The organism is Agrobacterium sp. fls2-241-TYG-188a, assembly GCF_030209845.1.
In genome coordinates this window covers 921635-946696 of record NZ_JARVRD010000001.1, presented here as the reverse complement: position 1 = coordinate 946696, position 25062 = coordinate 921635, and the positions used below count along the sequence as shown (strand labels likewise).

General features: G+C 56.8%; 21 protein-coding genes. 14 read left to right on the top strand and 7 right to left on the bottom strand.

Annotated elements, in window-relative coordinates; genetic code table 11:
* Positions 1-4: 4 nt before the first annotated feature.
* Genes QRN85_RS04080 through QRN85_RS04070 form a run of 3 tightly spaced genes read left to right on the top strand, consistent with a single transcriptional unit; the run spans position 5 to position 2977 of the window.
* Positions 5-778, top strand: a complete 774-nt coding sequence (locus QRN85_RS04080; RefSeq protein WP_284757148.1) for an aspartate/glutamate racemase family protein — start codon at positions 5-7, stop codon at positions 776-778.
* Complete coding sequence (locus tag QRN85_RS04075) at positions 775-1551, top strand: aspartate/glutamate racemase family protein (protein ID WP_113091797.1); 777 nt, start codon at positions 775-777, stop codon at positions 1549-1551. The genes QRN85_RS04080 and QRN85_RS04075 overlap by 4 nt, the downstream gene beginning before the upstream one ends.
* A gap of 1 nt (position 1552) precedes the next feature.
* Positions 1553-2977, top strand: coding sequence for an MmgE/PrpD family protein (locus QRN85_RS04070; RefSeq protein WP_284757149.1), 1425 nt, complete (start codon positions 1553-1555; stop codon positions 2975-2977).
* Here QRN85_RS04070 and QRN85_RS04065 read toward each other — a convergent pair.
* Both QRN85_RS04065 and QRN85_RS04060 read right to left on the bottom strand, forming a co-directional pair.
* Positions 2963-3730 (bottom strand): GntR family transcriptional regulator, encoded by a 768-nt coding sequence (locus tag QRN85_RS04065; RefSeq protein ID WP_082469713.1) that lies wholly within the window; start codon positions 3728-3730, stop codon positions 2963-2965. The two genes, QRN85_RS04070 and QRN85_RS04065, sit on opposite strands and share 15 nt — an antisense overlap.
* Before the next feature lie 60 nt (positions 3731-3790).
* The gene (locus QRN85_RS04060; RefSeq protein ID WP_113221021.1) at positions 3791-4723 is read right to left on the bottom strand and encodes a 3-hydroxyacyl-CoA dehydrogenase NAD-binding domain-containing protein; all 933 of its coding nucleotides are present in this window, start codon (positions 4721-4723) and stop codon (positions 3791-3793) included.
* 330 nt (positions 4724-5053) lie between these two features.
* Between QRN85_RS04060 and QRN85_RS04055 the strand changes: the two genes are divergently transcribed.
* Genes QRN85_RS04055 through QRN85_RS04025 form a run of 7 tightly spaced genes read left to right on the top strand, consistent with a single transcriptional unit; the run spans position 5054 to position 14679 of the window.
* Positions 5054-6319, top strand: a complete 1266-nt coding sequence (locus tag QRN85_RS04055; RefSeq protein WP_502870747.1) for a RhtX/FptX family siderophore transporter — start codon at positions 5054-5056, stop codon at positions 6317-6319.
* Complete coding sequence (gene rhbA / locus QRN85_RS04050) at positions 6312-7718, top strand: diaminobutyrate--2-oxoglutarate transaminase (protein ID WP_284757150.1); 1407 nt, start codon at positions 6312-6314, stop codon at positions 7716-7718. The genes QRN85_RS04055 and rhbA overlap by 8 nt, the downstream gene beginning before the upstream one ends.
* Positions 7715-9199, top strand: a complete 1485-nt coding sequence (locus QRN85_RS04045) for a pyridoxal phosphate-dependent decarboxylase family protein (protein ID WP_284757151.1) — start codon at positions 7715-7717, stop codon at positions 9197-9199. Before rhbA ends, QRN85_RS04045 begins: the two co-directional genes overlap by 4 nt.
* Entirely contained in the window at positions 9186-10940 is a 1755-nt protein-coding gene (locus QRN85_RS04040; protein ID WP_284757152.1) for an IucA/IucC family protein, read from the top strand. Before QRN85_RS04045 ends, QRN85_RS04040 begins: the two co-directional genes overlap by 14 nt.
* Entirely contained in the window at positions 10933-11523 is a 591-nt protein-coding gene (gene rhbD, locus QRN85_RS04035) for a rhizobactin siderophore biosynthesis protein RhbD (protein ID WP_284757153.1), read from the top strand. Before QRN85_RS04040 ends, rhbD begins: the two co-directional genes overlap by 8 nt.
* Positions 11524-11525: 2 nt before the next feature.
* Entirely contained in the window at positions 11526-12890 is a 1365-nt protein-coding gene (rhbE, locus tag QRN85_RS04030) for a rhizobactin siderophore biosynthesis protein RhbE (RefSeq protein ID WP_284757154.1), read from the top strand.
* Complete coding sequence (locus tag QRN85_RS04025; RefSeq protein WP_284757155.1) at positions 12874-14679, top strand: IucA/IucC family protein; 1806 nt, start codon at positions 12874-12876, stop codon at positions 14677-14679. Before rhbE ends, QRN85_RS04025 begins: the two co-directional genes overlap by 17 nt.
* A 40-nt stretch (positions 14680-14719) precedes the next feature.
* Here QRN85_RS04025 and rhrA read toward each other — a convergent pair whose 3' ends face one another.
* Positions 14720-15676 (bottom strand): rhizobactin biosynthesis transcriptional regulator RhrA, encoded by a 957-nt coding sequence (gene rhrA / locus QRN85_RS04020; protein ID WP_162723345.1) that lies wholly within the window; start codon positions 15674-15676, stop codon positions 14720-14722.
* Between the two features lie 160 nt (positions 15677-15836).
* Here rhrA and rhtA point away from each other — a divergent pair, with 160 nt between their 5' ends.
* Both rhtA and QRN85_RS04010 read left to right on the top strand, forming a co-directional pair.
* A complete protein-coding gene (gene rhtA / locus QRN85_RS04015; protein WP_284757156.1) occupies positions 15837-18107 on the top strand; it encodes a TonB-dependent siderophore receptor RhtA in 2271 nt (756 codons plus the stop codon).
* On the top strand, positions 18107-19207 hold the full coding sequence (locus QRN85_RS04010; protein ID WP_284757157.1) for a GNAT family N-acetyltransferase: 1101 nt from the start codon (positions 18107-18109) through the stop codon (positions 19205-19207). Before rhtA ends, QRN85_RS04010 begins: the two co-directional genes overlap by 1 nt.
* A 71-nt stretch (positions 19208-19278) precedes the next feature.
* Here QRN85_RS04010 and QRN85_RS04005 read toward each other — a convergent pair whose 3' ends face one another.
* Genes QRN85_RS04005 through QRN85_RS03990 form a run of 4 tightly spaced genes read right to left on the bottom strand, consistent with a single transcriptional unit; the run spans position 19279 to position 22819 of the window.
* A complete protein-coding gene (locus QRN85_RS04005; protein WP_284757158.1) occupies positions 19279-19758 on the bottom strand; it encodes an ureidoglycolate lyase in 480 nt (159 codons plus the stop codon).
* Complete coding sequence (locus QRN85_RS04000; protein ID WP_284757159.1) at positions 19755-20801, bottom strand: L-idonate 5-dehydrogenase; 1047 nt, start codon at positions 20799-20801, stop codon at positions 19755-19757. Before QRN85_RS04000 ends, QRN85_RS04005 begins: the two co-directional genes overlap by 4 nt.
* A 34-nt stretch (positions 20802-20835) precedes the next feature.
* Positions 20836-21606 carry an SDR family oxidoreductase gene (locus QRN85_RS03995; protein ID WP_284757160.1) on the bottom strand — a complete coding sequence of 257 codons (771 nt, stop codon included), beginning with the start codon at positions 21604-21606 and terminating at the stop codon, positions 20836-20838.
* A 10-nt stretch (positions 21607-21616) separates the two neighbouring features.
* Entirely contained in the window at positions 21617-22819 is a 1203-nt protein-coding gene (locus QRN85_RS03990) for a mandelate racemase/muconate lactonizing enzyme family protein (protein WP_113098032.1), read from the bottom strand.
* A 346-nt stretch (positions 22820-23165) separates the two neighbouring features.
* Between QRN85_RS03990 and QRN85_RS03985 the strand changes: the two genes are divergently transcribed.
* Positions 23166-24158 carry a 2-hydroxyacid dehydrogenase gene (locus QRN85_RS03985; RefSeq protein ID WP_284757161.1) on the top strand — a complete coding sequence of 331 codons (993 nt, stop codon included), beginning with the start codon at positions 23166-23168 and terminating at the stop codon, positions 24156-24158.
* Positions 24159-24195: 37 nt separating this feature from the next.
* A complete protein-coding gene (locus QRN85_RS03980) occupies positions 24196-24999 on the top strand; it encodes a transporter substrate-binding domain-containing protein (RefSeq protein WP_113098034.1) in 804 nt (267 codons plus the stop codon).
* Positions 25000-25062: the final 63 nt, after the last annotated feature.

The following is a 25062-nucleotide window of genomic DNA, read 5'->3' as shown; positions in this document are numbered from 1 at the left end:
CGTGATGAAAAAAGTTATGGTCATCGTACCGTTTCCCATGGGGCAGGAGGATCTGGCCCGCAGACAGGCGCAAATGAAGGCCGTCAACCTCGGCCCTGGCATCGAATTCCATTATCGATCCGTGCGGGTCGGGCCGAAGAATTATTCGAGCCAGCACGATATGGCGCTCGCCGATTTCTCGATCCTCGATGCGGGGCTCGATGCGGAGAAAGAGGGGTTTGACGCCGTTTGCATCGATACGATGTCCGATAGCGGCATGTCGATGCTGCGCTCCGTCCTGACGATACCTGTTATTGCGCCGGGTCGCCACTCCATGCTTCTGGCGCAGATGCTGGGCGAGAAGTTCTCGATCCTGATGATGTGGGATCGCTGGAAAATGCTCTACACCAAGACACTCGGCGAACTGGGCATGGAGCACAAATGCGCCTCCATGCGCTCGATTGGCGTGACGCCTGATAACAAAAGTCTGCTTGCAGGCAAGGAAGATGAGGTTTTTCCGCTTCTGCTGCAGGCTGCAGAGAAATGTGTGGAAGAGGATGGCGCGCAGGTGCTGATCCTCGGCTCCACGACCATGCATGAGGCGCATTCCTGGCTCTCTGAGAGGATCGGCGTTCCCGTCATCAATCCCGGTCCGCTGACTTACAAGCTGGCATCGATTGCGCTCGACCTGAACCTCACCCACAGCAAGGCGACTTGGCCGACACCGCTTTCGCCCAAGCATGACATGATCCGCGCCATCGGCGCGGCAGGCGCAGCCTATCTGGAGGGCAAGCAATGACCCGCATTCTCGTCATCGTTCCATTCGCTCTGGACGCTGAAGGTATTCGCAACCGCGAGGCTCAGTCAGGCTATGTGCCATTGCCCGCGGATTGGCAGCTGACCTACAGGCCCGTCACCTGCGGGCCGACCTCCTTCATGTCTCCGCATGATTGGGGACTGATGGACCTTGCTATATTTGAGGCCGGATGCCGGGCTCAAGACGAAGGTTTCGATGCGGTTTGCATCGACACGATGTCCGACAGCGGAATGGTCATGCTCCGCTCGGTGCTTTCAATTCCGGTCATCGGCGCAGGCAAGGCATCGATGCTCTATGCCTTGACGCTTGGCGGGAAATTTTCAGTGCTTGCCCAGTGGGCGCCAGCACTGCCGCGATACCGAAAGGCAATCCGTGAATATGGCTTCGACCGGCAATGCGCCTCGGTGCGTAGTTTCGATCAGCCGCCGGACTTCTCCAACCTGCTCGGCGGGAAGGAAGACAGCGTTTTCCCCCGGATGCGTGATGTCGCGATGCGGTGCATCGAAGAGGATGGAGCGGAAGTCATCTGCCTTGGTTCAACGACGATGCATCAGGCGGGAGAATACCTTGCAGCCAACCTGCCCGTGCCGGTCGTTAATCCCGGTCCTTTGACCTACAAGCTGGTAGAAACCTTCCTCGCCTTGGGCCTAAGCCATGGCAGGCAAGTCTATCCGCCACCGGTCGAACCCAGGCTCGATATGTTGAGCGAGATGATGAAAGCGGGCGCGCAAGCCGAGCGCGCTGCGAAAGGCTGACATGGTGCAGAGTGCCGCCACAGCGCTTGCGCAAGCCGCCGCATCGAGCAATTTCGGTACTACCGACAGCTCGGTGCGGGCTGCCTATCGCAACTTCATACTAGACACATTAGCCGTAATGGTGGCTGGAGCGGCGCATCCTTCCATCTCCGCAGCCCGGGCCGCACTGTTTCAGACTGGCGGTAGCGGCAAATCATCTGCTGTTGGATTTTCATCGTCCGGGCCTGCCGGAACGGCGGCGCTCGTCAATGGTATGGCGCTGACCGTGTTGCAGTTGCAGGACGGACATCGCCGTGCTCGCGGTCATCCCATGAGCCATGTCCTGCCATCTGCTCTGGCTATAAGCGAGGAGACCGGCGCCTCGGCATCATCTTTCCTCAATGCGATTATCGCCGGCTACGAAGTTTCAGCGCGGATAGGCTCGGCTTTGGGTGGTATGCAGCCCCTGCTGCACGACACCGGGACATTCGGCTGCATCGGTGCGGCCGTGTCCGCTGCCTATCTACTGGGGGAGGGACGTGATAGCTCTTCTCGCGCGTCGCTTATCGAGAATGCCATTGGCAATGCCGCTGCGGTCGCTCTCTTTCCGTTTCGAGATACCTGTATGGAAGGCGCCAGTGCACATCACCTGTTCGTAGGTCTCGGCGTGCAGAACGGCATTGTGGCTGCCAAGGCCGCAAAGGCGGGATTGTTGCCGTCCAATGCAACGCTTGAACGCTTCTTCGGTCCACGCGCGGGCGAGGCATTCGTCCCTGCGGTGATGCTCGAAGGAATTGGCGAAGACGGCAGTTGGTCTCACTACGAAATTACCAATGCCTATCTCAAATGGCACCCGGTCTGCGCGCATCTTGGTCCCATGCTGGATTGTATCGAGCTTTTGAGGGTGCGGTTGGGTATTTTCGATCCGAGCGAGGTGGCTGAGATACGCGTCGAAACCTATGCAACCGCACTCCAATACGACTCTTCCAACCCTTCAAGTGATCTCGCAGCAAGATTCAGCTTTCGCCACGCTGCGGCATTGGCCATTTGTTTTGGCCCGCTAAAGCATGATGGTTTCGGACAAGAGAGACTGGAGCATCCTGACGTTTTGGCACTTGTCGGAAAAATCAAACTTCAGGTCGATGAGCAGTTTGACGCACTCTATCCCGCCAATCGCCCGGCGCGTGTGCGCCTCATCCTCATTGATGGAAAGACCGAAAGTGCCGAGGTTCTTGTGCCGAAGGGGGATGGAAACCAGTCGCTCTCACGTTCGGACGTTGATCTGAAGGCTCAGCGTCTCGTTGATTCTGTCTGGGACAAAAGCCAGCGCGCCCAGCTGTTTGCCCTTGTTGACAGTGTCGAAGGAAATGTTCGCAACGATCTGGTGACGCAGTTGGGCGGCTTGCTCAGGCATCCATTGCGATTGGACGCGTCAATTGCCGAGTGAGAAATCCTTGCCGTCTTCCCGCTTGAGGGAGACGCGGTATTCGTAGCGATCCGCGCGATAGAATATCTCGGCTGCATAGAAGGGTTTGAGTTCCGCGTTGAAGAACAGCCGGTTCACCAGCATCAGTGGCGCACCGATGGGTATTTCCAGATGTTTTGCGGCATAGTCGTCTGCGAGGGTCGCGGTCAAAGTCTGCTCGACCTGTTCGACAACGGTCCCGGTCTTTTGAACGAGATCGATCATATTCGTCGTGGCGAGATCGTTACGCTCCAGCGTTTTCCCAATTTCCGGCAGCAGGTAGGCTGTTGAGAGGGAGTACGGGCGGCGGTCGAGCGAGCGCACGCGCACAGCACGGACCAGCTCGGTCGTTGGAGCAACGCCCATTTGCTCACAAATGCGGGGAGGCGCCTCTCCCATGTCGAGGCTTACAACCTTCAACCGTGTGCTTTTTCCAACGGCGTTCAGATAGCTGAACAGGCTGTTGATGTTGGAAACGACGACGCGGTTAAGCTTGTTGTCCTTCGTGCGGTCCGTGACATAAGTTCCCCGTCCACGCGTGCGTGTTACGAGTCCTTCCGCCGTCAACATTTCCATGGCTTTGCGGATGGTAATGCGGCTGACTGAAAAGCTCTCGGAGAGTTCCGCCTCACTCGGCACCGGAACGTCAGCGGGATAGTAACCCTTGACGATTCGTTCACGCATCACTGCGTAAACCCGATGATAGAGTGGTGTGGGAGAATGTCGGTCAGGCATCAGGCAAGTCCACAGAAGTGAGCATTCGGCAACGATATAGGGTGAGAAACTTCGGTTAGTTCAAACACGCCTTCCGTGCAATACGCGTTGCGCAGCAATCAAAGCGTCGTCCCGTATGGCTTCAAGCTGCGCAACGTCCCTGCCTCTGGCTTCCTGTTCAATGCCTTCGACAAGTTTGCCTCGTGTGGCTTCATCAAGGGTCGGCGTGCCCAAGTCTTTCCACCGCTTCTCCTGGCTCGGACCCAGATGAGAAAGGTAATGGGCAATTCCTCCCTCTCCGCCACCAAGATGGTAAGCCATGTGAGCGCCCACAACTGACCATCGCAGGCCGGGGCCGTACACAAGCGCCGCATCGATATCGTCCACATCAGCAATATCCTCGGCCACCATGTTGACGGCTTCCCGCCAAAGGGCAGAGGAGAGGCGGTTGGCAATGTGGCCGATGGCTTCGCGCTTCAGTTTCACCGGGTAGCGTTCAACCGTTCGATAAAAAGCCGCCGCGCGTTCGACGCGGTTTTTATCGCTGCCGAAAAGCTCTACGAGCGGCATCAGATGCGGCGGATTGAACGGGTGCGCGGTGATCAATCGTGACGGATCATCCATGTCTGCGCTCAGTTCTGACCAGACAAGCGATGAGGTGCTTGAAGCAATCGTTACGCCGGGCGGTGCGTCCTTTTCAATGGCGGAATAGAGCTCGCGCTTAAGGGGAACGTTCTCAGGAGCATTCTCCTGAACCCAGATTGCGCCAGCGACCGTCTCTGCCAACGTTTCGGTCACGGTCAGCTTGCCAGGAAGTGGCAGGCTGGTCGCAATCTCCGCAACTTGGCCCATGGCCAAACTGATGCGATCTGCAATTTGCGCACGTCCCGCGACCGAAGGTTCAAACAGCGCTACGTCATATCCATGGGCAAGAAAGAGAGCCGACCAGCTCACGCCAATCAGCCCACCACCGACTACAGCAACGGTTTTGTCGTTTCGTGTCACGTCGTCCATTCGCCTTGCCCTGCCATCTTTCGTCTCAACGGCGACAGTCGCACAGCACCGGACAAGGTGCAAATCAAAAGATTATAAGGTTATGCCATTTATACCATTTGTTTGAGTTTGGAGAGATTATCAAAGGTTGATTTAAATATTCTGGAATCATCCTAATGTTGCAAGTTCGCTGTAGTCTTAGCCAAGTTCGCTCACATCCAAGCATCTGAAAATTTCCTGAAATAAACATGACTTTAACACTCCTGTTTGAACTACCGGGATGCGTCGGCGTGGAAAGGCTAGGGCCTTGACAACGCCAGATGCGTCCGCGGCCCAACATTCGGTTGCTTCATGGCCCATATCGATAACATCGCCAGCGGCTCTATCTTGACGTCGCCATGGGAGCGGCGGCTTATGGGCGTGCTGGGCGGACTTTATCTTGCGCAGGGTATTCCGACCTATCTGCTGCTTGTCGCCTTACCGCCTATAATGCGTGAAAGCGGTGCATCGAGAACGGCAATCGGTTTGTTTTCGCTGTTGATGCTGCCGTTGATTCTAAAGTTTCTCGTGGCGCCGTTGGTGGATCGTTGGTCGCCATGGCCAGGACTTGGACATCGTCGCGGCTGGATTGTGCCGACCCAGTTGCTTGTTAGCGCTGGTATCGCCTCCATGGCGCTGGTCGAGCCTAGCAATGTCGCCGTCCTGTTTGCGATCTGCATTTCGATCACCGTGGTCTCGTCGGTTCAGGACATTGCAACGGATGGCTATGCCGTACGTCAATTGACCGATAGGAGCCGCTCCATGGGCAATGCCGTGCAGGCGGGTGCGGTGGCACTGGGTGTCATCATCGGTGGTACTGCGGCGCTTGTCATATTTCATGTGGCGGGCTGGCAAACGATGATCCTGCTCGTCGCATCTCTGTCCTTGCTGCCGCTGCTGGCAGCCTTGGCGATGCCGCCAGAACCGCAGGCAACCGCCCATGATCGCATTAAGCCAGCAAGCCTTCTTGCCTTCTTTCGACGCCCAAATGCCTGGTTGATCCTCGGCTTTGCGTTGACCTACCGCGCAAGCGAAGGCTTGGTCAGGGGCATGGAGGGAACATATCTGGTGGACAGCAAGGTGCCAACGGACTGGATCGGCTATCTGTCCGGAGGGGCGGCAGCCACAGCTGGTCTTGTGGGTGTAGCGATTGCCGCGCTCCTGATCCGGAAGGCCGGACTGACCGCAACGCTTGTCCTGCTCGGTGGTCTCAGAAGCCTGTGCTTCCTTGCCTTCGCGCTCAATGCGCTGGGCATTATGCCGGGAATATGGGTGGCGCTGTCGGCATCGGCCTTCCAGACGCTGATCCGCTATATGGAACTGGTGGCGATCTATTCCTTCTTCATGCAATCCTCATCGAATGACCAGCCGGGGACCGATTTCACCATTCTCGCCTGTGCCGAACTGATCATCTACATGGCGGGCGCATCTATAGCCGGGCTCCTCGCCGACAAGTTGGGCTACCCGGCACTGTTTTCCACGGCAACGGTCATCTCGCTGGCTGGCATGGCCCTGTCTGTCTGGTTTCTGCGACGGATCGGGCACTGTTCGAAGGCACCTGTTACGGCAGGTGTCTGAAGCGAACGCGAATTCCACGAAAAATTCCACTGGAGTTGATCTCATGGACACGTTCCAACGCCACGATAACGAATTCTATCTCAAGCGGCAGACCCGCCGGGAATCCAATGCCCGCAGCTATCCGAGGCGCTTTCCCCTCGCGCTCAAATCGGCATCGGGTTGCGTGGTGACGGATGTCGAGGGACGGACCTATCTGGACTGCCTGGCCGGAGCCGGAACACTGGCGCTCGGGCACAACCATCCCGAAATTATCGCATCACTGCAGGACGTCCTTGCCTCGGGGCTTCCGTTGCATACACTCGACCTTGCAACGCCCGTGAAAGACCAGTTCACCTCCGACATCTACGATACGCTTCCCGCCGGCCTGCGGGAGGAAGCGAAAATTCAATTCTGCTCACCGAGCGGCACCGATGCTGTCGAAGCGGCAATTAAGCTCGCCAAAACGGCGACCGGGCGAACCGATGTCATCGCCTTCCGGGGCGCCTATCACGGCATGTCGCAGGGCTCGTTATCTCTCATGGGTTCACTTGCGCCCAAGGCGGCAGTCGGGCAGCTGGTGCCGGGCACCCATTTCTTCCCATACCCCTATGCTTATCGTTGCCCATTCGGCAGGGGCGGGGAAGAGACGGCGACGCTTGCAGCTGACTATTTCGAAACCGCCCTGCGCGACCCGGAAGGCGGGATGAACCTTCCTGCCGCCGTTATTCTGGAGGCGGTTCAAGGCGAGGGTGGCGTCATACCTGCACCAGTCGAATGGTTGCGCAGGGTGCGCGAGGTCACGCGCGAGCTCAATATTCCCCTGATCCTTGACGAAGTGCAAAGTGGTGTCGGCCGCACGGGAACGTTCTATGCATTCCAGAAGGCGGGCATCGTTCCTGACATCATCGTGCTTTCGAAAGCGATTGGCGGTGGGTTGCCAATGGCCGTGATGATCTACCGGGAAAATCTTGATCTCTGGAAGCCGGGTGCCCATGCCGGAACGTTCCGGGGCAACCAGCTTGCCATGGCAGCGGGGTCCAAGACGCTTGAAATCATCAAGCGAGACGGTCTGGTAGAACGGGCCGCAATAGCCGGACGCAGGCTCCGGGCAAATCTTGAACGCATTCAGGCCCATACATCCCATATCGGCGACGTGCGCGGCGAGGGGCTGATGCTTGGTGTCGAAATGATCGATCCCGGTGGCAGGCCGGACAAATCCGGACACCCAGCCCACGGTGGCGAAATGGCCCGTTTCGTGCAGGCAGAAGCGTTCCGGGCCGGGCTTATTCTCGAAACCGGTGGAAGACATGGCAGCGTCCTGCGATTCCTGCCGCCCCTTACCATCACGGATGCGGAGATCGACCAGGTGTCGAACATTCTTTCCGACACATTTTCGCGCCTCGGACGCAACGCTGCATGAATATTCCGTTGTGGAAAAACAACCAGACGCTGGTTGCGGAGAGGAAGCCGGTAAGTGTGCTCCTTGGTCCCGGTGTCCAGGCACAGGCGGCATACAGGCAAGCCATGCAGGCTGCGGTCGATATCGTGATCGAGAACTCCTGCATTGAAAAGGTGCATGGGGGCGCAGATGTCGAGGCTTTGCGCGACATGCTGTCTTCAATGGACGTGTTTCCTGAAATGGGAACCGGCGTTTCAAAAGCGCTTGTCGACATAGGCGTGCCTGCGGTCAGGCATGCGCTTGATGTCGGCAATGCCAATACGATGGCGCATCTGCATTGCCCGGTGGCATTGCCGGCGCTTGCGGCGGAAGTGTTGATTTCCGCCACGAACCAATCACTTGACTCCTGGGACCAGTCGCCCTTTGCCACCCTTGTGGAGGAGCGTGTTCTGGCATGGCTTACCGCTTTCGCGGGCTTGCCGGAAACGGCGAGCGGCAGTTTTACCAGTGGTGGAAGCCAGTCAAACATGACTGCACTCTATCTGGCGAGCGAGCAGCACAGTCAGGCCGCGAGACGAAAGGGCGTGATTTTTACATCCGCGCAGGCGCATTTCAGCATTCGAAAAAGTGCGGCTGTTCTTGGATTTTCATCCGAGGCCGTCGTAACCGTTGCGACGGATCAGGAGGGGCGGATGTCGGCATCCGCGCTCAGACAGGCAATCGACCATGCCGAGGCGCAGGGATTGTTTCCCTTGGCTGTGGTCGCGACGGCTGGAACAACCGACCTTGGTGCAATTGACCCTTTGAACGAGATCGCCGACCTGACCTTGTCACGCGGGCTGTGGCTGCATGTGGATGCGGCCTATGGCGGCGGGCTGCTTTTCTCCCGGCATCGTCATCTTTTGCTAGGCATTGAGAGAGCGGATTCCATCGCGCTCGATTTTCACAAGATGCTGTTCCAACCCATCAGTTGCGGCGCGCTTTTGCTGCGTGATGGCGTCAGGTTTGCGCCATTGGCAATGAAGGCCGATTATCTCAACCCCGAAGTTTCGGTCTTCGGGAATGTTCCGAATTACGTGGAATCCTCGCTGCAGACCACCCGGCGAAGCGATGCGCTGAAGGTGCTGATGACGCTGCGCTCGATTGGTCGCGATGGCCTGGACGCTCTTATTTGCAAGACGCTGGAAAATGCAGTTGCCGCTGCCGCCTCTGTGCAGTCACGAGACTATCTTCAGCTGGCGCAGCAGCCGTCGCTGTCGACGGTCCTGTTCCGTTACGTCTCAAAACAGGGGCCAAAGCGCTCCGATGACATTACGCTGGCTGTCCGTGCGGAGCTTTTTCGCAGTGGAACTGCAGCACTTGCAACAACCGTCCACGAAGGACGGGTTCATTTCAAATTGACGCTTCTCAACCCGAATTCCACCCCCGACGTCATCGACCGCGTTCTGGATGCGGTTGCAACAATGGCGCGCGAACTGGAGAACGAAGATGTACGCCCATAAAGCCGCAACACTCGCCATTCGATCCCTTCTGAACTGCGTCACCCGGGAATATGCAAATCGCATCGTTTGGACGACGGACAGTGGCGGACAAAAGCTGACCCTGAATTTCCCCGAAAAAGGCGGCAGCCTGAAAATCCCCGTTTCCTATCGCTCGGTCACCGGGCACCACCTGTTCGGCGAACCAATGGTGCTGACGGACGATAGCGGTGTCCAGAACCTGAGCGCTTCAGCCGCGATGAGCGTCATTATTGACCGCCTTGAACCCGATGCTTCGCAGGAAGGTCGCGCTGACCTTCACCAGCGCGCGCAATCCAGTCGCCATTTGATCGAAACCTCGCTCTCAGAGCGGCAATCGGACCTCAAAAAGTTGGTCGGCCCAGAACTAAGCTTTATCGAGGCGGAACAGGGCCTGCTTGCAGGACACGGCGTTCATCCTTGCCCGAAAAGTCGCGATGGCATGACGGAGGGGGAGAGCAGACGCTACTCACCCGAGTTTGGAGCGAGCTTTCCGCTACGCTGGTTTGCCATTTCGCGTGATCTCTACCACACCGGCCATTCCGATGGATCGCCCTCCGCAGAAGAATGGCTGGAGGCCGTGGAGGCCGATACGCTTTCTGCATTGCGGGGTCGGCTTCCGCATGCGGATTTCGCCTTTCTGCCGGTCCACCCCTGGCAGGCGGATGCGATGCTAAAAGATGCGCAGATCGCGGCTCTTGTCGCTACAGGACAGATCGTTGATTGTGGCGAAGCGGGGCGCCCGTGGTTTCCAACATCGTCCGTACGCACACTTTACCGACCCGACGCGCCATTCATGCTGAAACTCTCACTCGGCATCGGCATCACCAATTCTGTGCGCATAAATCTTGCACGCGAGCTTTTGCGCGGTGACGACATGTATCGTTTCAGGGCAAATAGACTATGGAAAGATCTTGCTGCGGATTATCCGGGGCTGAACTGGATCGCTGATCCGGCCTACATGGGTGTAGCGGTCGATGGGCATGTTATCGACGGTCTTTCCGTATCGATGCGGGAAAATCCTTTCCACGACGAAAATGCAGACAGAAATGTTACGCTTTTGGCATCCTTATGCGAGCATCTGCCGGAACGAGGCAGCCGCATAGGCGCCCTGATCCGCACCTCTGCCAAGACTGAAAATCGCTCTGTCGAGATGGTTTCGGAAGATTGGTTTTCGCGTTTCCTTTCGGTCTTCGTCACACCGGTCTTTGCGCTGTATCTGCGGCACGGCATCGCGATAGAAGCGCACCAGCAGAACATGGTGCTGGAAATCGAAAACGGGTACCCAGTCGCAGCCTTCTACCGGGATAATCAGGGGTTCTTCCATCATGAGCGTGCTCATGCTGCGCTGCATGAGGCCCTGCCTGAGTTTGGTGTACGCAGCGAGTCGGTTTTCGGCGAAGACGCGGTCGACGAGCGCATTCTTTATTACGGCTTCATCAATTCCACCTTGGGCATGATCGGTGCGCTGGGCCGCGAGGGGCTGATCGATGAGCAGCGGCTGATCGACATGCTGCGCGACACGCTTGTTGATCTCGACCGAAGGGAGGGTAGCCAGTCCCGTTTGGTGAGCAAGATGCTGGCCACTATTCTGCAATGCAAGGCGAACCTGAAAACACGGCTTGCGCAGATGGATGAACTGGTTGGCCCGTTGGAAACGCAGTCCGTCTATCTCGAAATAGACAATCCTCTGTTTCAGAATGTGCAGGCGCAGGCCCATGGCTGATCTTACCGCAGCAGGTACCGAATTTGCCTATTCCAGATATGATCCGGAGATTGGCCGCACGGTCAGTTTCCGGCTGCTGGATAAGAACCGTGATCTGGACCTTCTCTGGCGCTGGATGAACCAGCCGCATGTGGTCCCGCAATGGAAGATGGCAAAGCCCAAGGAGGAGATCGCCGCCTACATTGATAGCAATCTCGCTGACCCCCATCAGGACCCCTATATCGGCTTCATTGATGGCGCGCCCATGAGCTACTGGGAAGCCTATTGGGCGAAGGACGACATTCTAGGTCGCTATTATGATGCGGATGAGAAGGATCGAGGCTGGCACATGCTGGTGGGTGAGCCTTCCTTTCTTGGCCGCGGTATTGCGCCCGCCGTTATCAGGGCCTTCACCCGTTTTCTGTTTCTGGATGACCTCGCCACCGAAAAAATCGTTGGCGAACCGAGTGTTGGGGCCCGCCGCCTGCTTCGCTACGCGCCGATTTGCGCCTTTGAAGAGCAGGGTGAAATCGACCTTCCGGACAAGCGCGCAAAACTGATGTTTTGCCACAGACAGCGCTTCACCGAACAATTTGGACTTTGATCATGACCATACTCGACCTGACCGGCATCGGCATCGGCCCGTTCAACCTCGGCCTTGCCTCACTGCTCTCATCCCATCGGGAAGTTTCGGCGACATTCCTTGAACGCAAGCCCGGCTTTCGATGGCACGAAGGGCTGATCCTTCCGGGGACAACCCTTCAGGTACCATTCCTGGCGGACCTCGTCTCGATGGCCGACCCCACCCACCCCCTGAGTTTTCTCAATTATCTTGCCGTCCATGACCGTCTCTACAAGTTCTATTTCTATGAGAAATTTCAGATTCCCCGGCAGGAATATGACGATTATTGCCGCTGGGCATCGCAGCAGCTTGAAAGCTGCCGCTTCGGCGAAACTGTTGTCGATGTCCAGTATAATGCACAGTCGGACGCCTTCCTGACGGAGACACGCAGCCAGACCGGCGCATCCCGCAGCTATCTCAGCCGTAATCTGGCGCTGGGGATTGGGACGACCCCTCATTTGCCCGCATGGGCGGCCATTCAGGGCAGCGCGCCCATCTTCCACTCTGCCGAATTTGCGAAGAAGAAGGCAGAGTTGGTCAAGGCACGCCGCGTAACCGTTATCGGCTCCGGCCAGAGCGCTGCTGAATGCGTGCTGGCGCTGTTCAACGAGTTGACACCGGAAAGAATTGCCGCCGGTGCTTCGATTCTCTGGATTACCCGTTCGGCGGGCTTCTTCCCCATGGAGTATTCGAAGCTCGGGCTGGAATATTTCACGCCCGACTATATGCGCGCTTTCCACACGCTACCGCGATCAAAGCGGCGAGACGTGGTGGCCGATCAGGGCCTCCTTTACAAGGGCATCAGCTTTTCCACGATTTCCGAAATATTCGACCTTCTCTATGAACGCTCCATCGGCGGCCGTGAGCCGGGGCTTGCGCTGGCATCGAACTGCGAGGTTACGAATGTGGAAGCTAGCGGCTTTTCCGGCGGAATGAACGTTCGCGTCCGGCACAACCTCTCAGGTGAAGGAAATACGGTCGAGGCTGATGCGATCGTGGCGGCAACGGGATACCGCCATGCCTGGCCTCAGTGGCTGGAGAAGTTGAAGGGCGAAGTTCTCGAGACCTGCGAACGCGGCGACCTCATCGTCGATGACCATTTCAGGGCGCAGCGCAAGGACGGCGGCAAAGGTGCCATTTTCGTCCAAAACGCGGAAACCTTCCAGCACGGAGTCGGCGCGCCGGATCTTGGTCTCGGGCCGTTCCGCAATGCGGTCATCATCAATCAACTGCTGCAACGAGAGCAGTACCGCGTCGATGCAAGGTCGGCGTTCCAGACTTTCGGAACACCGCAGAACCTGTCCCGAGCCACGAAGATTTCAGGAGATGTCTATGCCCGCGCAATTTGAGCCACCATTCCAGCCCGCCTTCGCTCCGGGATTGTGGAAAGAAACCTCGCTTCGGTTGCTCGCCAAACTTATCGAGGAATTTGCCTATGAGCGCGTTTTCCCGGTCACCGAGGAAAAGCCGGGCCATTACCGGATCATTTTTGCCGATGCCTCCTACGGCTTTCGCGCCAAGCGTTATGTGTTCGACAATCTTTCTGTCGAGCCCTCCAGCATCGTCAAGCGATCGGGCGGGGTAGAGACACCGATTCACGATCCGCTCGCCTTCTGTGCCGAAGTGTTGCCTGAACTCGGGGTCAAACCCATGACTGTCGCGCATTTCATCCGCGAACTCGGCAATACCCTGGTTGCGGACGCCCATATTGCGGCTCGCGCCACCAAGACCGGTGCCGAGCTGGCTGAACTCGATGATCTCAGCATGGAAGGTGAAACCACGGGGCATCCGTGGGTCACGGTCAGCAAGGGTCGTATTGGTCTGGGTTATGACGATTACCTGGCCTACACCCCAGAGAATCGCCACGCTTCAAAGGTCGTGTGGATCGGTGTCAGCATGGAGCGCGCCACTTTTGTGGCCGAACATGGTGTGACCAATGAGCATCTCGTTACGGAAGCTCTTGGTGATGCCACCTTCCAGGCGTTCATCGCAAAGCTTCAGGCCTCAGGCGCGTCCTTGGCGACGCACCACATGATGCCAGTCCATCCGTGGCAGTGGGACCATATGATCCTGCCGCATTTTGCCGCAGATTTGGCGTCCGGGCACATCGTTCTTCTGGGCGAGGGAGATGATCTCTATCTGCCGCAGCAGTCAGTCAGAACGATGTCGAATGTGACAAACCCCGCAAAATCAACTCTGAAGCTGTGCATGACGATCCTCAATACCGCAGTCTATCGCGGCATTCCTGGCAAGCGAGCGTTGACGGCTGCGCCGTTTACCACCTGGCTGGATGAACTGCTGAAGAATGACACGTTTCTTTCCCAGGATTGCCGCCTTGTCTTTCTCGGCGAAAGAGCCGGAATGCACTATGTCCACCCTCAGTTTTCCCGGATCGCCGGTGCGCCCTATCAATTCAACGAGATGCTGGGTTGCCTCTGGCGAGATAGCCTTGCCAACTATCTGGAAGCGGATGAAACCGGACTACCGCTGGCTGCCTTCATGCATTCCGGCAGCGATGGCGAACCCGTCGTTCAGGCGCTTGCCAGAAAGGCCGGCGCGAGCGTTGATCACTGGATGTCGTGCTTCTTCGACGTGGTGATCCCGCCCGTTTATCACCTGCTTGCACGCCACGGCCTTGCATTTTCCGCCCACGGTCAGAATGCAACGCTCATCCTGAAGAACGGACTGCCGGAACGGCTGGCGCTGAGGGATTTCATCGATGATGTCATCGTTTGCGACAAGGACTTTCCAGAAACAGCGACACTTCCTCCCAAGGTACAGGACGTGCTCCTACGGCTGCCGCCGGACTTCCTGATCCACTTCATCCAGACGACCCTTTTCATTTGCGTCTTCCGCTACATGTCCGTCTTGCTGGACCGGAGGGCGGGGCTTTCGGAGGAGACTTTCTGGAGTCTGGCCGGAGAGAGTGTGCGCCGTTATCAGGCACGGTTCCCTGATATGGCAGATCGCTTCGACATATTCGGTCTGTTCGATGACGAGTATCCCCGCCTGTGCCTGAACCGCGTCCGGCTGTTTACGCATGGCTATGCTGACGATGATGAGCGCCCGGTGCCGGACTTTCAAGGCATGGTCAGCAATCCGCTGGTTTACTTCGAGCGGAAAAAAGCGGCGGCCTGACTGCCGATACGGGGGCTAAAAGGCCCCCAACGGCCGCAGATCATGCGTCCCCCGTCTGCCCGCTCATGCGCCGCAGATCGGTGGGACGTATGCCGTACCGGCTGCGGAATGTGCGGTTGAAGTAGGACAGATCGTTGAAGCCGACGCTGTAGACAATTTGGCTGATGGGGCGTGATGCCGTGTCTGAGAGGATCATCGTCTTTGCCAGAACGAGGCGTCTTTCCAGCACGTAGCGCGAGAAGGTTGTGCCAGTACGGCTGAATATTTTCTGGATGGCCCGAGGCGTGATACCTTCTACCTTCGCAACGTCGGCAATCGAGAAAGAGCCATCGGCAAGATTTGCCTCAATCAGCGCCTTTATCGACTCGACACGATTTTGCGGCAAGTCCGGGACAGACGGGTTTTCAGCCACCTCCTGAGCCAGAACAGGAAGCAAGGAATAGAAATGCGCCACCATCATGCTGGCGTGGTCCTTGTCCTGATGGTCCTGTCGCAGAAGATACCCGGCATAGTTGGTCAATAGCTGCAGCGGCAGGCATTCGGCGTGGAATTTTCGCAGTAACAGACGATCGAGAGATTTTTGCAGCGGCGCGATGGCGGAATGCGGTAGATGGGCGCAATCGAACCTGCCGCCATCAGGGAGCACAATTTCCGACGATGTATCGGCGGGAAGCAGGATGACATCGCGCGATGCCAAGGTAAACACCTGCTGGCGGTGGTGCACGATCATCGGTCCGTCGGTGGCGCGCAGAATGACAATACCCGGCGTGCCGATGCCATTGGCCGTGAGACGCAGGGGTGTTTTTGGCAGGTAGAGTGTGGCGAGCGACAGATCGACGTGTTTCCAGAACAGGCCGGTTACGCCTCCCAGATCACCTTCGTCCACCGTAATGGTCGCTTCACCCAGCATGTCCAGCAAGATCGTGCGGCAGACAAGCCTGCTTTCCGCATCGGGAAGCGAAATTGTTCCGAGTTTGAGAGGACGAATTATTTCCATCGGAATGAACCTGTCTTTTCTGTTGATGTTCGCAATTGTCCAAAACCTGTTCGTGCACATCCAAGCGCATCTCATTCTTAGCTCATAAAACATGATGAAAATAGTAGGGTATTACCGTAGTTGGACGGCTGCGAAAATTTTTTAGTGGGTTGGGGACGGAATGATCAGGAAGTGGAATTTTAGCGTAAGCCTGTTGGCGGTTGCCGTTGCGACGGGCGTCAACGTTTCGGCGCAGGCGCAGGATGCATCTCAAAATTCGGATGCGACCGAGGGGACGACGGTCCTCGAGACAGTCGTGGTGACAGGTGGGCGGTCGCCACAACAGATATCAGAGACCGCCAAAACTGTCTATGTTGTTGAAAGCGAAGAGATTACGTCACAGGCGAATGCCGGAAAATCCGTGCAGCAGATCCTTGCCGACAGCATTCCGAGTTTCGATGCGGCAAGCGACGGGGCCCGAACATCCTATGGCCAGAACCTTCGCGGACGTACCGCCCTTGTGCTGATCGACGGCGTTTCCATGAACTCAGCACGTGGATTGAGCAGACAGTTCGACTCGATTGATCCCTTCAATATCGCGCGCATCGAAGTCCTTTCGGGCGCAACATCAATCTATGGCGGCAATGCCACGGGCGGGATCATCAATATCATCACAAAGAAGGGCAAGGACGCCCCGGAAGGCCTTCACAGTGAAGTGACCACGGGCGCCGAAACCGGATTTGCCGGCACTGAGGATTTTGATCGCTTTGCCAAGGGCGCGGTGACCTACAACGCCGAAAACTGGGACGCGCGTTTGTCCATTTCAGGTGATCGTAGCGGCGCCTATTATGATGGCAGCGGCACGATGGTAACGCCTGACATCGTCCAGACGTCGACCGCTTTCAACAAGCGGGTGGACTTCATGGGCTCGGTCGGTTTCCAGATCGATGATACCAGACGTCTGGAGCTGTCCGGTCAATATTACGACAGCAAGCAGGATTCGGATTTCGGGCTTTATTACGGTGCTGGTCTGAGTGGCCTTTCGACTGGCAATCCGGCCCTTTTTCAAACGCGCGACGGTTACAATTCGGACTTTAATCCCCGTACGCAGCGCACAATGTTTAATGCGACCTACACGGACGAGGATTTCCTGGGGCAGCAACTTTTGCTGCAAGGTGCCTTCCGTAAAGAGCGCATTTCCTTCGCCCCATTCCCGGCATCCAACGCGCTGCTGCCCAGTCGATTGTATTTTGGGGGCAGCCACCAGGAAACCGATTATTTTTCCGGCAAGGCTGCCCTTGTCGCGGAGCCCACCGACAGGCTGAAGATCACCTATGGTATCGATGCGGATCACGACGCACTGTCTTCGCATCAAAATGTCTTTGATTTCACAACGGCGGCTACCAGCGGCGGGATGAATTTCAGCACGCTTGGCATAACCGGCCTTTATCCGGAAATAAAGGTATCGACAGTCGCAGGATTTGCAGAGGCGTCCTATGAGGCTACCGATCGGCTGACCCTCAACGGCGGCGTGCGGTACCAGTTCGTTCACACCGATGTTGGCGATTTTATCGGTGCTTCGCAGCAAGTTGCCATATTGCAGGGTCGTGGGACATCCGCCGATACGATTTCTGGAGGCAGTGTCAATTATGACGACTTCCTGTTCAATGCGGGTGCGACCTACGAGATCGACAACACGCAGCAGGTTTACGCAAACTTCAGCCAAGGCTTCGAACTTCCGGATCCTGCAAAATACTACGGCATCGGAAGCTACACCCTCGTTGGTGGCAGATACGTGCTTGGCAACAGCGTCAATGTCGCCGAGTCCGCACTGCAGGCCATCAAGACGAATTCGGTTGAAGCCGGATATCGTTTCGACGACGGCACTTACACGGTAGAGACAGCAGCATTTTATTCACTGTCCGATAAGTCGATCACGTTGGATCGTACATCGTTGGCTGTGAACGTACTGAACGAAGACAAGCGCGTCTATGGTCTGGAAGGAAAGATCGGAGCCAAACTCGACCATGGTTTCGACGTCGGCCTTCTGGGCCAATGGATAAGGACGGACGTTAAGAGCAATGGCGGCTGGAAAACGGCCACGATCCAGAATGCCAGCGTTTCCAAGCTTGGCAGCTATGTCGGCTGGACCAATGATGCATTGAGCGTCAGGCTGTCCGGCCAACATATCTTCGATCTGACCGATGCCGATAACTTCAAGATTGACGGGTATACGCTGTTTGATCTGACAGGCGGATACAAGTTCGAGACTGCCAGCACGACGCTTAATTTCGGCATTCAGAACCTCTTCGATACGGATTACACCACCATCTGGGGCTCTCGCGCCAAAGCTCTGTACGGCGCTTCAGTCGGACAGGCAGTTGGCAACGAAATTTTCGACTACAGAGGACGCGGCCGCACCTTCGCCGTTTCGCTGACGAAAGTTTTCTGATGAACCATCAGGGTGACATACGGCACGGTATCGTCAATCCCGCCGGGCGCCCGCTTTCGGGCTGGGCGTCCGATCCCCTCGTGTATCGCGCTTTCTGTAACGAAGGCGAAAATGCAGTCGTGTTGCGCAAGCGAGGTTCAACCTTGCTTGCCGACGCAGGCCAGGGTTTGAATGCCGTTTTTCGGCTCGTGCCGGATGATATTCACGCGCAAATCGAGCTTCTGGACATATCAAACGTACCAGATCGTGCCTGGCGTCTGACGAGTGCCGCATTCGAGTATCTGTTTGCAACATTGCCTTCCTTGCAGTCGCTTTCGCTCAGCGGTCAGGCGTGGTCGCCTTTACTGGGCGAGTTGAACCTTAATGGCATCTGGTTCACGCAGGCCAGGGAAATGCAGCACGTCCTGATGGGTGAGATGTTCTGGCAGACCTCACGATTATGGTCGCCATCTCTAACATCCGTCTTTCCTCACTATGGCGTCTTCGACGGAAAAATCGCACACCCGCTGCGCCCGCCAAAACCATCTGGAACCGTCTATGCGCGTCAAATTCCATGGCTAGATGGCGTAATTTCCCTGGATGTCGCTACGCTTGATGACCTGCCTCTTGTGCATCGCTGGATGAATGATCCGCGCGTCAACGAATTCTGGCACGAGGCAGGGGATGAAGATCGTCATAGGCAGTACCTCGAAGGCATGTTTGCCGATCCTCACATCATGCCTCTGATCGGCCGCTTCGATAACCGGGCATTTGCCTATTTCGAGGTCTATTGGGCCAAGGAAGACATTGTCGGTACCTTCTGTGATGCGGGTGATTACGATCGGGGCTGCCATGTAATCGTCGGCGAAGAAAACTGCCGCGGGCGAGACTGGTTCACCGCATGGCTTCCCTCGCTCCTGCATTTCATGTTTCTCGACGATCCGCGCACGCAACGGATCGTGCAGGAACCAAGCAGCGGGCATCACCGGCAGCTGCGCAACTTACAGAAATCCGGTTTTTCGCATATCAGAAGCGTGGATTTACCCACGAAACATGCCGCGATAATGGCGATCAGTCGGCAAAGATTCTTCGCCGACCGACTGTGGCATCCCGCAGCATAAATCTCGCCTTGAGCATTGGTTTAACTGTCTCGAACGGTGGACGGCAACTTCGTCGCGGCGATCAAGCCACTTTAGTCCGGGATTGTCACGCTAACCGGTTTCACCAAATCGTAAAGAACCGTGTCATCGCCCCGTCCTGTCTGGCGCATGGTCATGGCAAACAGGCCCTTTGCGCCAATGGGCGTGAGGAGATGGTGCAGCGCGCCTTGGCGATGGGTGACGATCTGGTTCGGCTGGGCAATGAACGCCTTGATGGATGAAACATCTGGCGTTCCATCAGGTGCTTTTTCGCAAACCACGATCATCGATGGCGTTGAGTCCAACGGCAAAAATGTCTGGTTTGAGTAGGGGTGGATCTCCAGCTGCGAGACTTGTGCACGTTCTGCGACACCCTTCATGCGGACGATGTTCAAGACAGGGAGTGTGGCTTCCTGCGCACCTTCGTAGGCTTGGGTCACAGACAGCTGGGAGCTGATATCTCCCGTTTCTGAAACATATCCGAAAGGGGCAAAAGCCTCTGCTGTGAGTTGTTGGGCGACGATGTCGGTCATGCGTGGGTATCCTGAAACTGAAGCTGAACCTTCATGCTTTGTGAACGGTCGCTTGCGAGCTCGAAGGCGTCGCGAGCGTTTTCGAACGGCACTGTTGCGCTGATCAGCGGTTTGACGTCGATCAGGCCGCGTCCCATCAGGTCAACTGCTTGGGCGAACTCCTCGTGGAAGCGGAATGTGCCCTTCAGCTGCAGTTCCTTTGCAACAAGCAGATTGATGGGGAGTGTCATCTCTCCACCCAGGCCCAATTGAACGATGGTGCCGACGGGCCGCAGGACATCGAGGGCAGACACAAGTGCGGACTGATTGCCGGATGCTTCGAACACGACGTCGAATACGCCCTTTTCCACTTTGTATGGCTCAAGTCCTGCTGGATCGCGCAGGACGTTGACCGCTTCATCCGCTCCGATATGGGCGGCAAGTTTCAAGGGTGCATCGGCAACATCAGTAACGACGATGTGCGATGCCCCCGCGAGCCTTGCTACGAGGACGCCCAGCATTCCGATCGGCCCCGCACCGGTAATAAGGATCTTTTTTCCAAGCAGAGAACCGGCCTGACGTGCGGCGTGCAGACAAACAGCCAAGGGTTCCGCCATCGCGGCTTCGCCCATGGTCAGGCGATCTGAGATCGGCACTGCCTGCGACGCATTAACGGCGACGGTCTCTCGAAATCCGCCCTGAATATGGGGCGTGCGCATTGCACTTCCCATGAAACGCATGTCGATGCACTGGTTTTGCATTCCCGAAAGGCAATAGCGGCACGTGTTGCAGGGGCGTGATGGATTGACGGCAACCCGCATTCCCGGAACAAGGTGAGAAACGTCACCACCCGTTTCCACGATCACGCCGGCAAATTCGTGGCCCAAGGCCATTGGCTCGCGCACACGGACCGTGCCGAAGCCGCCGTGATGGTAGTAGTGGAGGTCTGAACCGCAGATTCCCCCGGTCACGACTGCCACTTGCACTTCGTCTGCCAGGATCGGCTGCTCCTTGACGTCTTCAATGCGCAGGTCTTTTGGTGCGTGGATGATGACACCTCGCATGGTCTTATCCTCCCGATAAGTTTGGCAATGGGGCTCAGAGAACCGCCAACATTCCGCCGTCGACATAGATGATCTGGCCATTGACGTAGTCAGACGCAGATGAGGCGAGGAACACGGCTGTTCCAATCAACTCCTCAGGTCGCCCCCACCGCCGGGATGGTGTGCGTCCCTTTACCCAGGCATCGAATTCCGGATTGTCGATCAGTGCCTGATTCATGTCGGTCAGCATGTATCCGGGGCCGATGGCATTGGATTGAATGCCATGCTGCGCCCATTCCGCCGCCATGGCCCGGGTCAGCATCTTCACGCCGCCCTTGGCCACCGTGTAGGGTGCGACCGTGGCGCGGGCCAGTTCACTTGTCAGGGACCCGATGTTGATGATTTTTCCGTAGCCGCGTGGAATCATCCGCTTGGCTGCTTCTCGGCCAATCATGAAGGCGCTGGTCAGGTTGGTGTCGATCACCCTTTGCCAATCAGCGGTCTCAAGTTCGACCATCGGCTTGCGGAATTGGATACCGGCGTTGTTGATGACGATGTCTATCTCAATGCCCGCCGCATCGAAACGGCTGAAAGCCTCCAGTATCGAGCTTTCTGATGTCACGTCGAAAGGCGCGGCTTCGGCGGAGTGGCCGTTATCCGAAAACTCCTTCACCGTTTGTGCAACGCGCGAAGCATCAGTTCCATTGATGAGAATGCGAGCCCCTGCATTGGCCAGACCCTCTGCCATCGCGCGCCCAAGTCCGCGCGACGATCCCGTTACGAGAGCGGTGCGCCCGGACAGATCGAAAATCCCAGATTTTGTCATATTCATCTCCTCAAAGGGCACTGCGCCGAACAGTCAGGTCCGGCCGTTCGAAAACCTGTGGCAACAGCTCGGTGCCAAGTCCTGGTCCTTCCATCGGCAGAACGTAACCGTTCTCAATCACCGGAACATTGGTCACCAGTTCGCTGTACCAGCCGGTGTAAAAGGCGCGCACCGACTCCTGGATCATTGTATTTGTTTGTGAAAACGAGGAGTGAACGGCTGCCGCATAGGCAACGGGGCCGGTGCAATCATGCGGTGCGTAGGGGCGGTGATACGTGTCGGCGAGGGAAGCGATCTTCCGACCTTCGGTCAGTCCGCCCGTCCAGACGAGATCGGTCATGACGATTCCGATGGCGCCAGATTCCAGCATGTCCTTGTAGGGAAAGCGGGAGCCCAGTGTTTCGGATGCGCAAATTGGCACGCTTGTTGATGCTGCAAGCTCCGAGAGTGCCGATACGGAGTTCATTCTGATCGGGTCTTCGTACCAGGTTGGATCGAACGCCTCCAGTTCTCGCGCAATTCTCTTGATGGTCGGGAGGTTCCACAGGCTGTGGAATTCGACCATGATACGCATCTGGTCTCCGACGCGCTTGCGAATCTGCTCGAATGGCTTGATGGCCGTGCGCAGCTGTTCACTTGTGATATAGCGACCGTCATTCTCGATGGCGGCGGGGTCGAAGGGCCAGATTTTCATGGCCGAAATACCCTGCTCCAGCAGGTTTTCCGCCAAAGCACCTGCGTCCGTCATGAAGCCCTTAAGGTCCTCATACGGGCCTTCCGAATTGTCACGGAAATTCCATGTATCGACAGGCTTGATCTTATTGGAGCGGACATAACCATAGCCCGCACAGGTGTTGTAAACGGGAATGCGATCATGACACAGGCCACCCAGCATCTGATGGACGGGCTGGTCGCAGACCTTTCCGAAAATATCCCAGAGTGCCAGATCGATAGCCGATGCCGCCCGGTATTCGGCACCCGTGGACGCTTGTGCCATTGGTAGATTGACAAGTTCTCTCGCATGGGCCTCGATGCGTAACGGGTCCTTGCCAAGCAGTCGACCGGCGAGAACGTCATGGATATGCGCTTCCACCGAGCCCGCACCATAAAATGTCTCGCCAAGACCAATGTGTCCCGCATCCGTGTGGACGCGCACCCATAAAACATTGGCGAACTCTTCCGTCCGCAAGGTTTCTATTGCGGTTATCTTCATTTGAAATTCCTCCCATCCGGCTGAAGCCAGACCGATCCCACCCGTGGGCCGCGCTTCAGGCCGCCTTCGCCGCGACAATAATATCGCTTGTAATATTTCACAACATATTTTATGAGTTTTCTCAAGATGGAGGAATGAGCGTACGGGGAGGTCGTTCATGACACAGAGACAAATCAGGTTTAGGCACGTCTTCAACCTCACCGCGCTGCGGTTTGCAGGCGAGGCAAACTTTGCCGGCACCTACCTTCGCCACATGGTGAGCGAGACGGATAGGTCGGGCCTCCGGTCGTTTGCGGCCTGTGCTGCATCAAATTTAAGGTTCTAGAATTCCAATTGGGGGGTGCTTATGTCGCCACGGATCATATTCCATGGAGAGAATGCTGCCAGTTTCAGCAGCGATTTCGCCAGTCTTGTTCAAGGTGGAGCGGAGATTGTTCTGCTTCCAGACGTCCTTCAAACCGAGGATCAGCGTCAGGCTTACCAGCAGGCAGGTGTGATTGTTGGCGTCAAGTTCGACGCATCTCTGCCCACGCCGGAAAGGCTTCAGCTGTTTCACGTGCCGGGTGCGGGCTACGATCCCGTTAATCTGGAAATGATGCCTAAAACCGCTACGGTCTGCAATTGCTTCGGCCACGATCCGGCCATTGCGGAATATGTTTTTGCGGCCATTTTGAACAGGCACGTGCCGCTTGTCGATGCGGACCGCAGATTGCGTCAGGGCGACTGGGCCTACTGGTCTGGCTCTCCAGACAGGCTACATGACGAAATGTCTGGAAAGACAATTGGTCTTCTGGGTCTTGGACATATCGGCAAGGCCATTGCGCGGCGGGCAAAAGCCTTTGATATGCGTGTCAGCGTGGCAAACCGCACCCGTGTTGATGTTTCTGAGCTGTTGGATGAATCCTATTCGCTGGACCAACTCGAAAACTTCTGGCCGTCAGCAGATTTTATCATTGTTTCAGTGCCATTCACCGCTTCTACGCAGGGAATTGTCGGCCAGAGCGCCTTTGCCGCGATGAAGCCGAGCGCCGTTGTGATGAATGTGGGTCGTGGTCCGACCATCGATGAAAAGGCTCTGTTCGATGCGTTGAGCGAGCGTCGCATTGCAGGTGCAGTCATCGACACCTGGTACGCCTATCCAGGCCCGGGCGAACCGAACCGACTGCCCTCGGCACTACCGTTTCACGAACTGAACAATGTCGTGATGACACCGCACATGTCCGGCTGGACAAGCGGCACGGTTCGCCGTCGCCAGCAGACAATTGCGGACAATATCAACCGGCGGCTGGAGGGCCGTGAATGCGTCAACATCATTCAGAGGGCGCAATCGGAACGTTGATGACTTGATCAATAGCTCAATCAAAAGGGAGAGAGTGATGAGCTTCTTTAGAAATTTGAAAACAGCAGCAGCCTTGGTAGCCGTGTGTGCAGGCGTTTTGACCAGCGGGTTTGCAAATGCGCAGACCGTTGACGAAATCGTCAAGCGCGGTTCGGTCAAGATTGGTGTGCTTGTTGGTGCGCCTCCATTCGGCTCCGTAGATGCGCAGGGCAATGCCGTTGGCTATGATGCTGATGTGGCTGCGTTGGTGGGCAAGTACATGGGCGTTCCTGTGACAATGGTTCAGCTGACGCCGCCTTCGCGTATTCCAGCGCTGGAATCCGGCAAGGTCGATTTTCTGGTTGCGACGCTGGCGCCTACGCCCGAACGCGCCAAGGTGGTGATGTTTACCAACCCTTACAGCGCATTCCAGGTCGGCATCTACGCCCATAAGGATACGGCCATTTCCAAGTGGGAAGACCTCAAGGGCATGACTGTCGGCGTCAATCGCGGATCAAGCGTCGAGAGGGAGTTCGTCAATCGTGAGAAAGAGCTGGGCCTGACGATCCTTCGGTTTGACGATGACGCCACCACCATGCAGGCGCTTTTCTCCGGTCAGGTCCAGGCAATCGCAGGACCTGACGCGCAGGCAAATGCTGCCATGCGTCTGCGCGGCGATACGACCAGTGAAGTCAAGTTCATCTTCCAGGTCCAGCCCAACTCCATGACGGTCCGCAAGGACGCCTATGACCTGCATCAGTGGCTGAACAACACGATCTACTACATCAAGCAGAACGGCGAACTGGATGCCATCGCCCGCAAATGGGTCGGATCGCCATTGCCGGTACTCCCGACTTTCTAAGTCGGCCTGACGAACGTCCTCGCGCGCCTGGTAGGCCGCGAGGACGGGATTACCGGGAGGAAG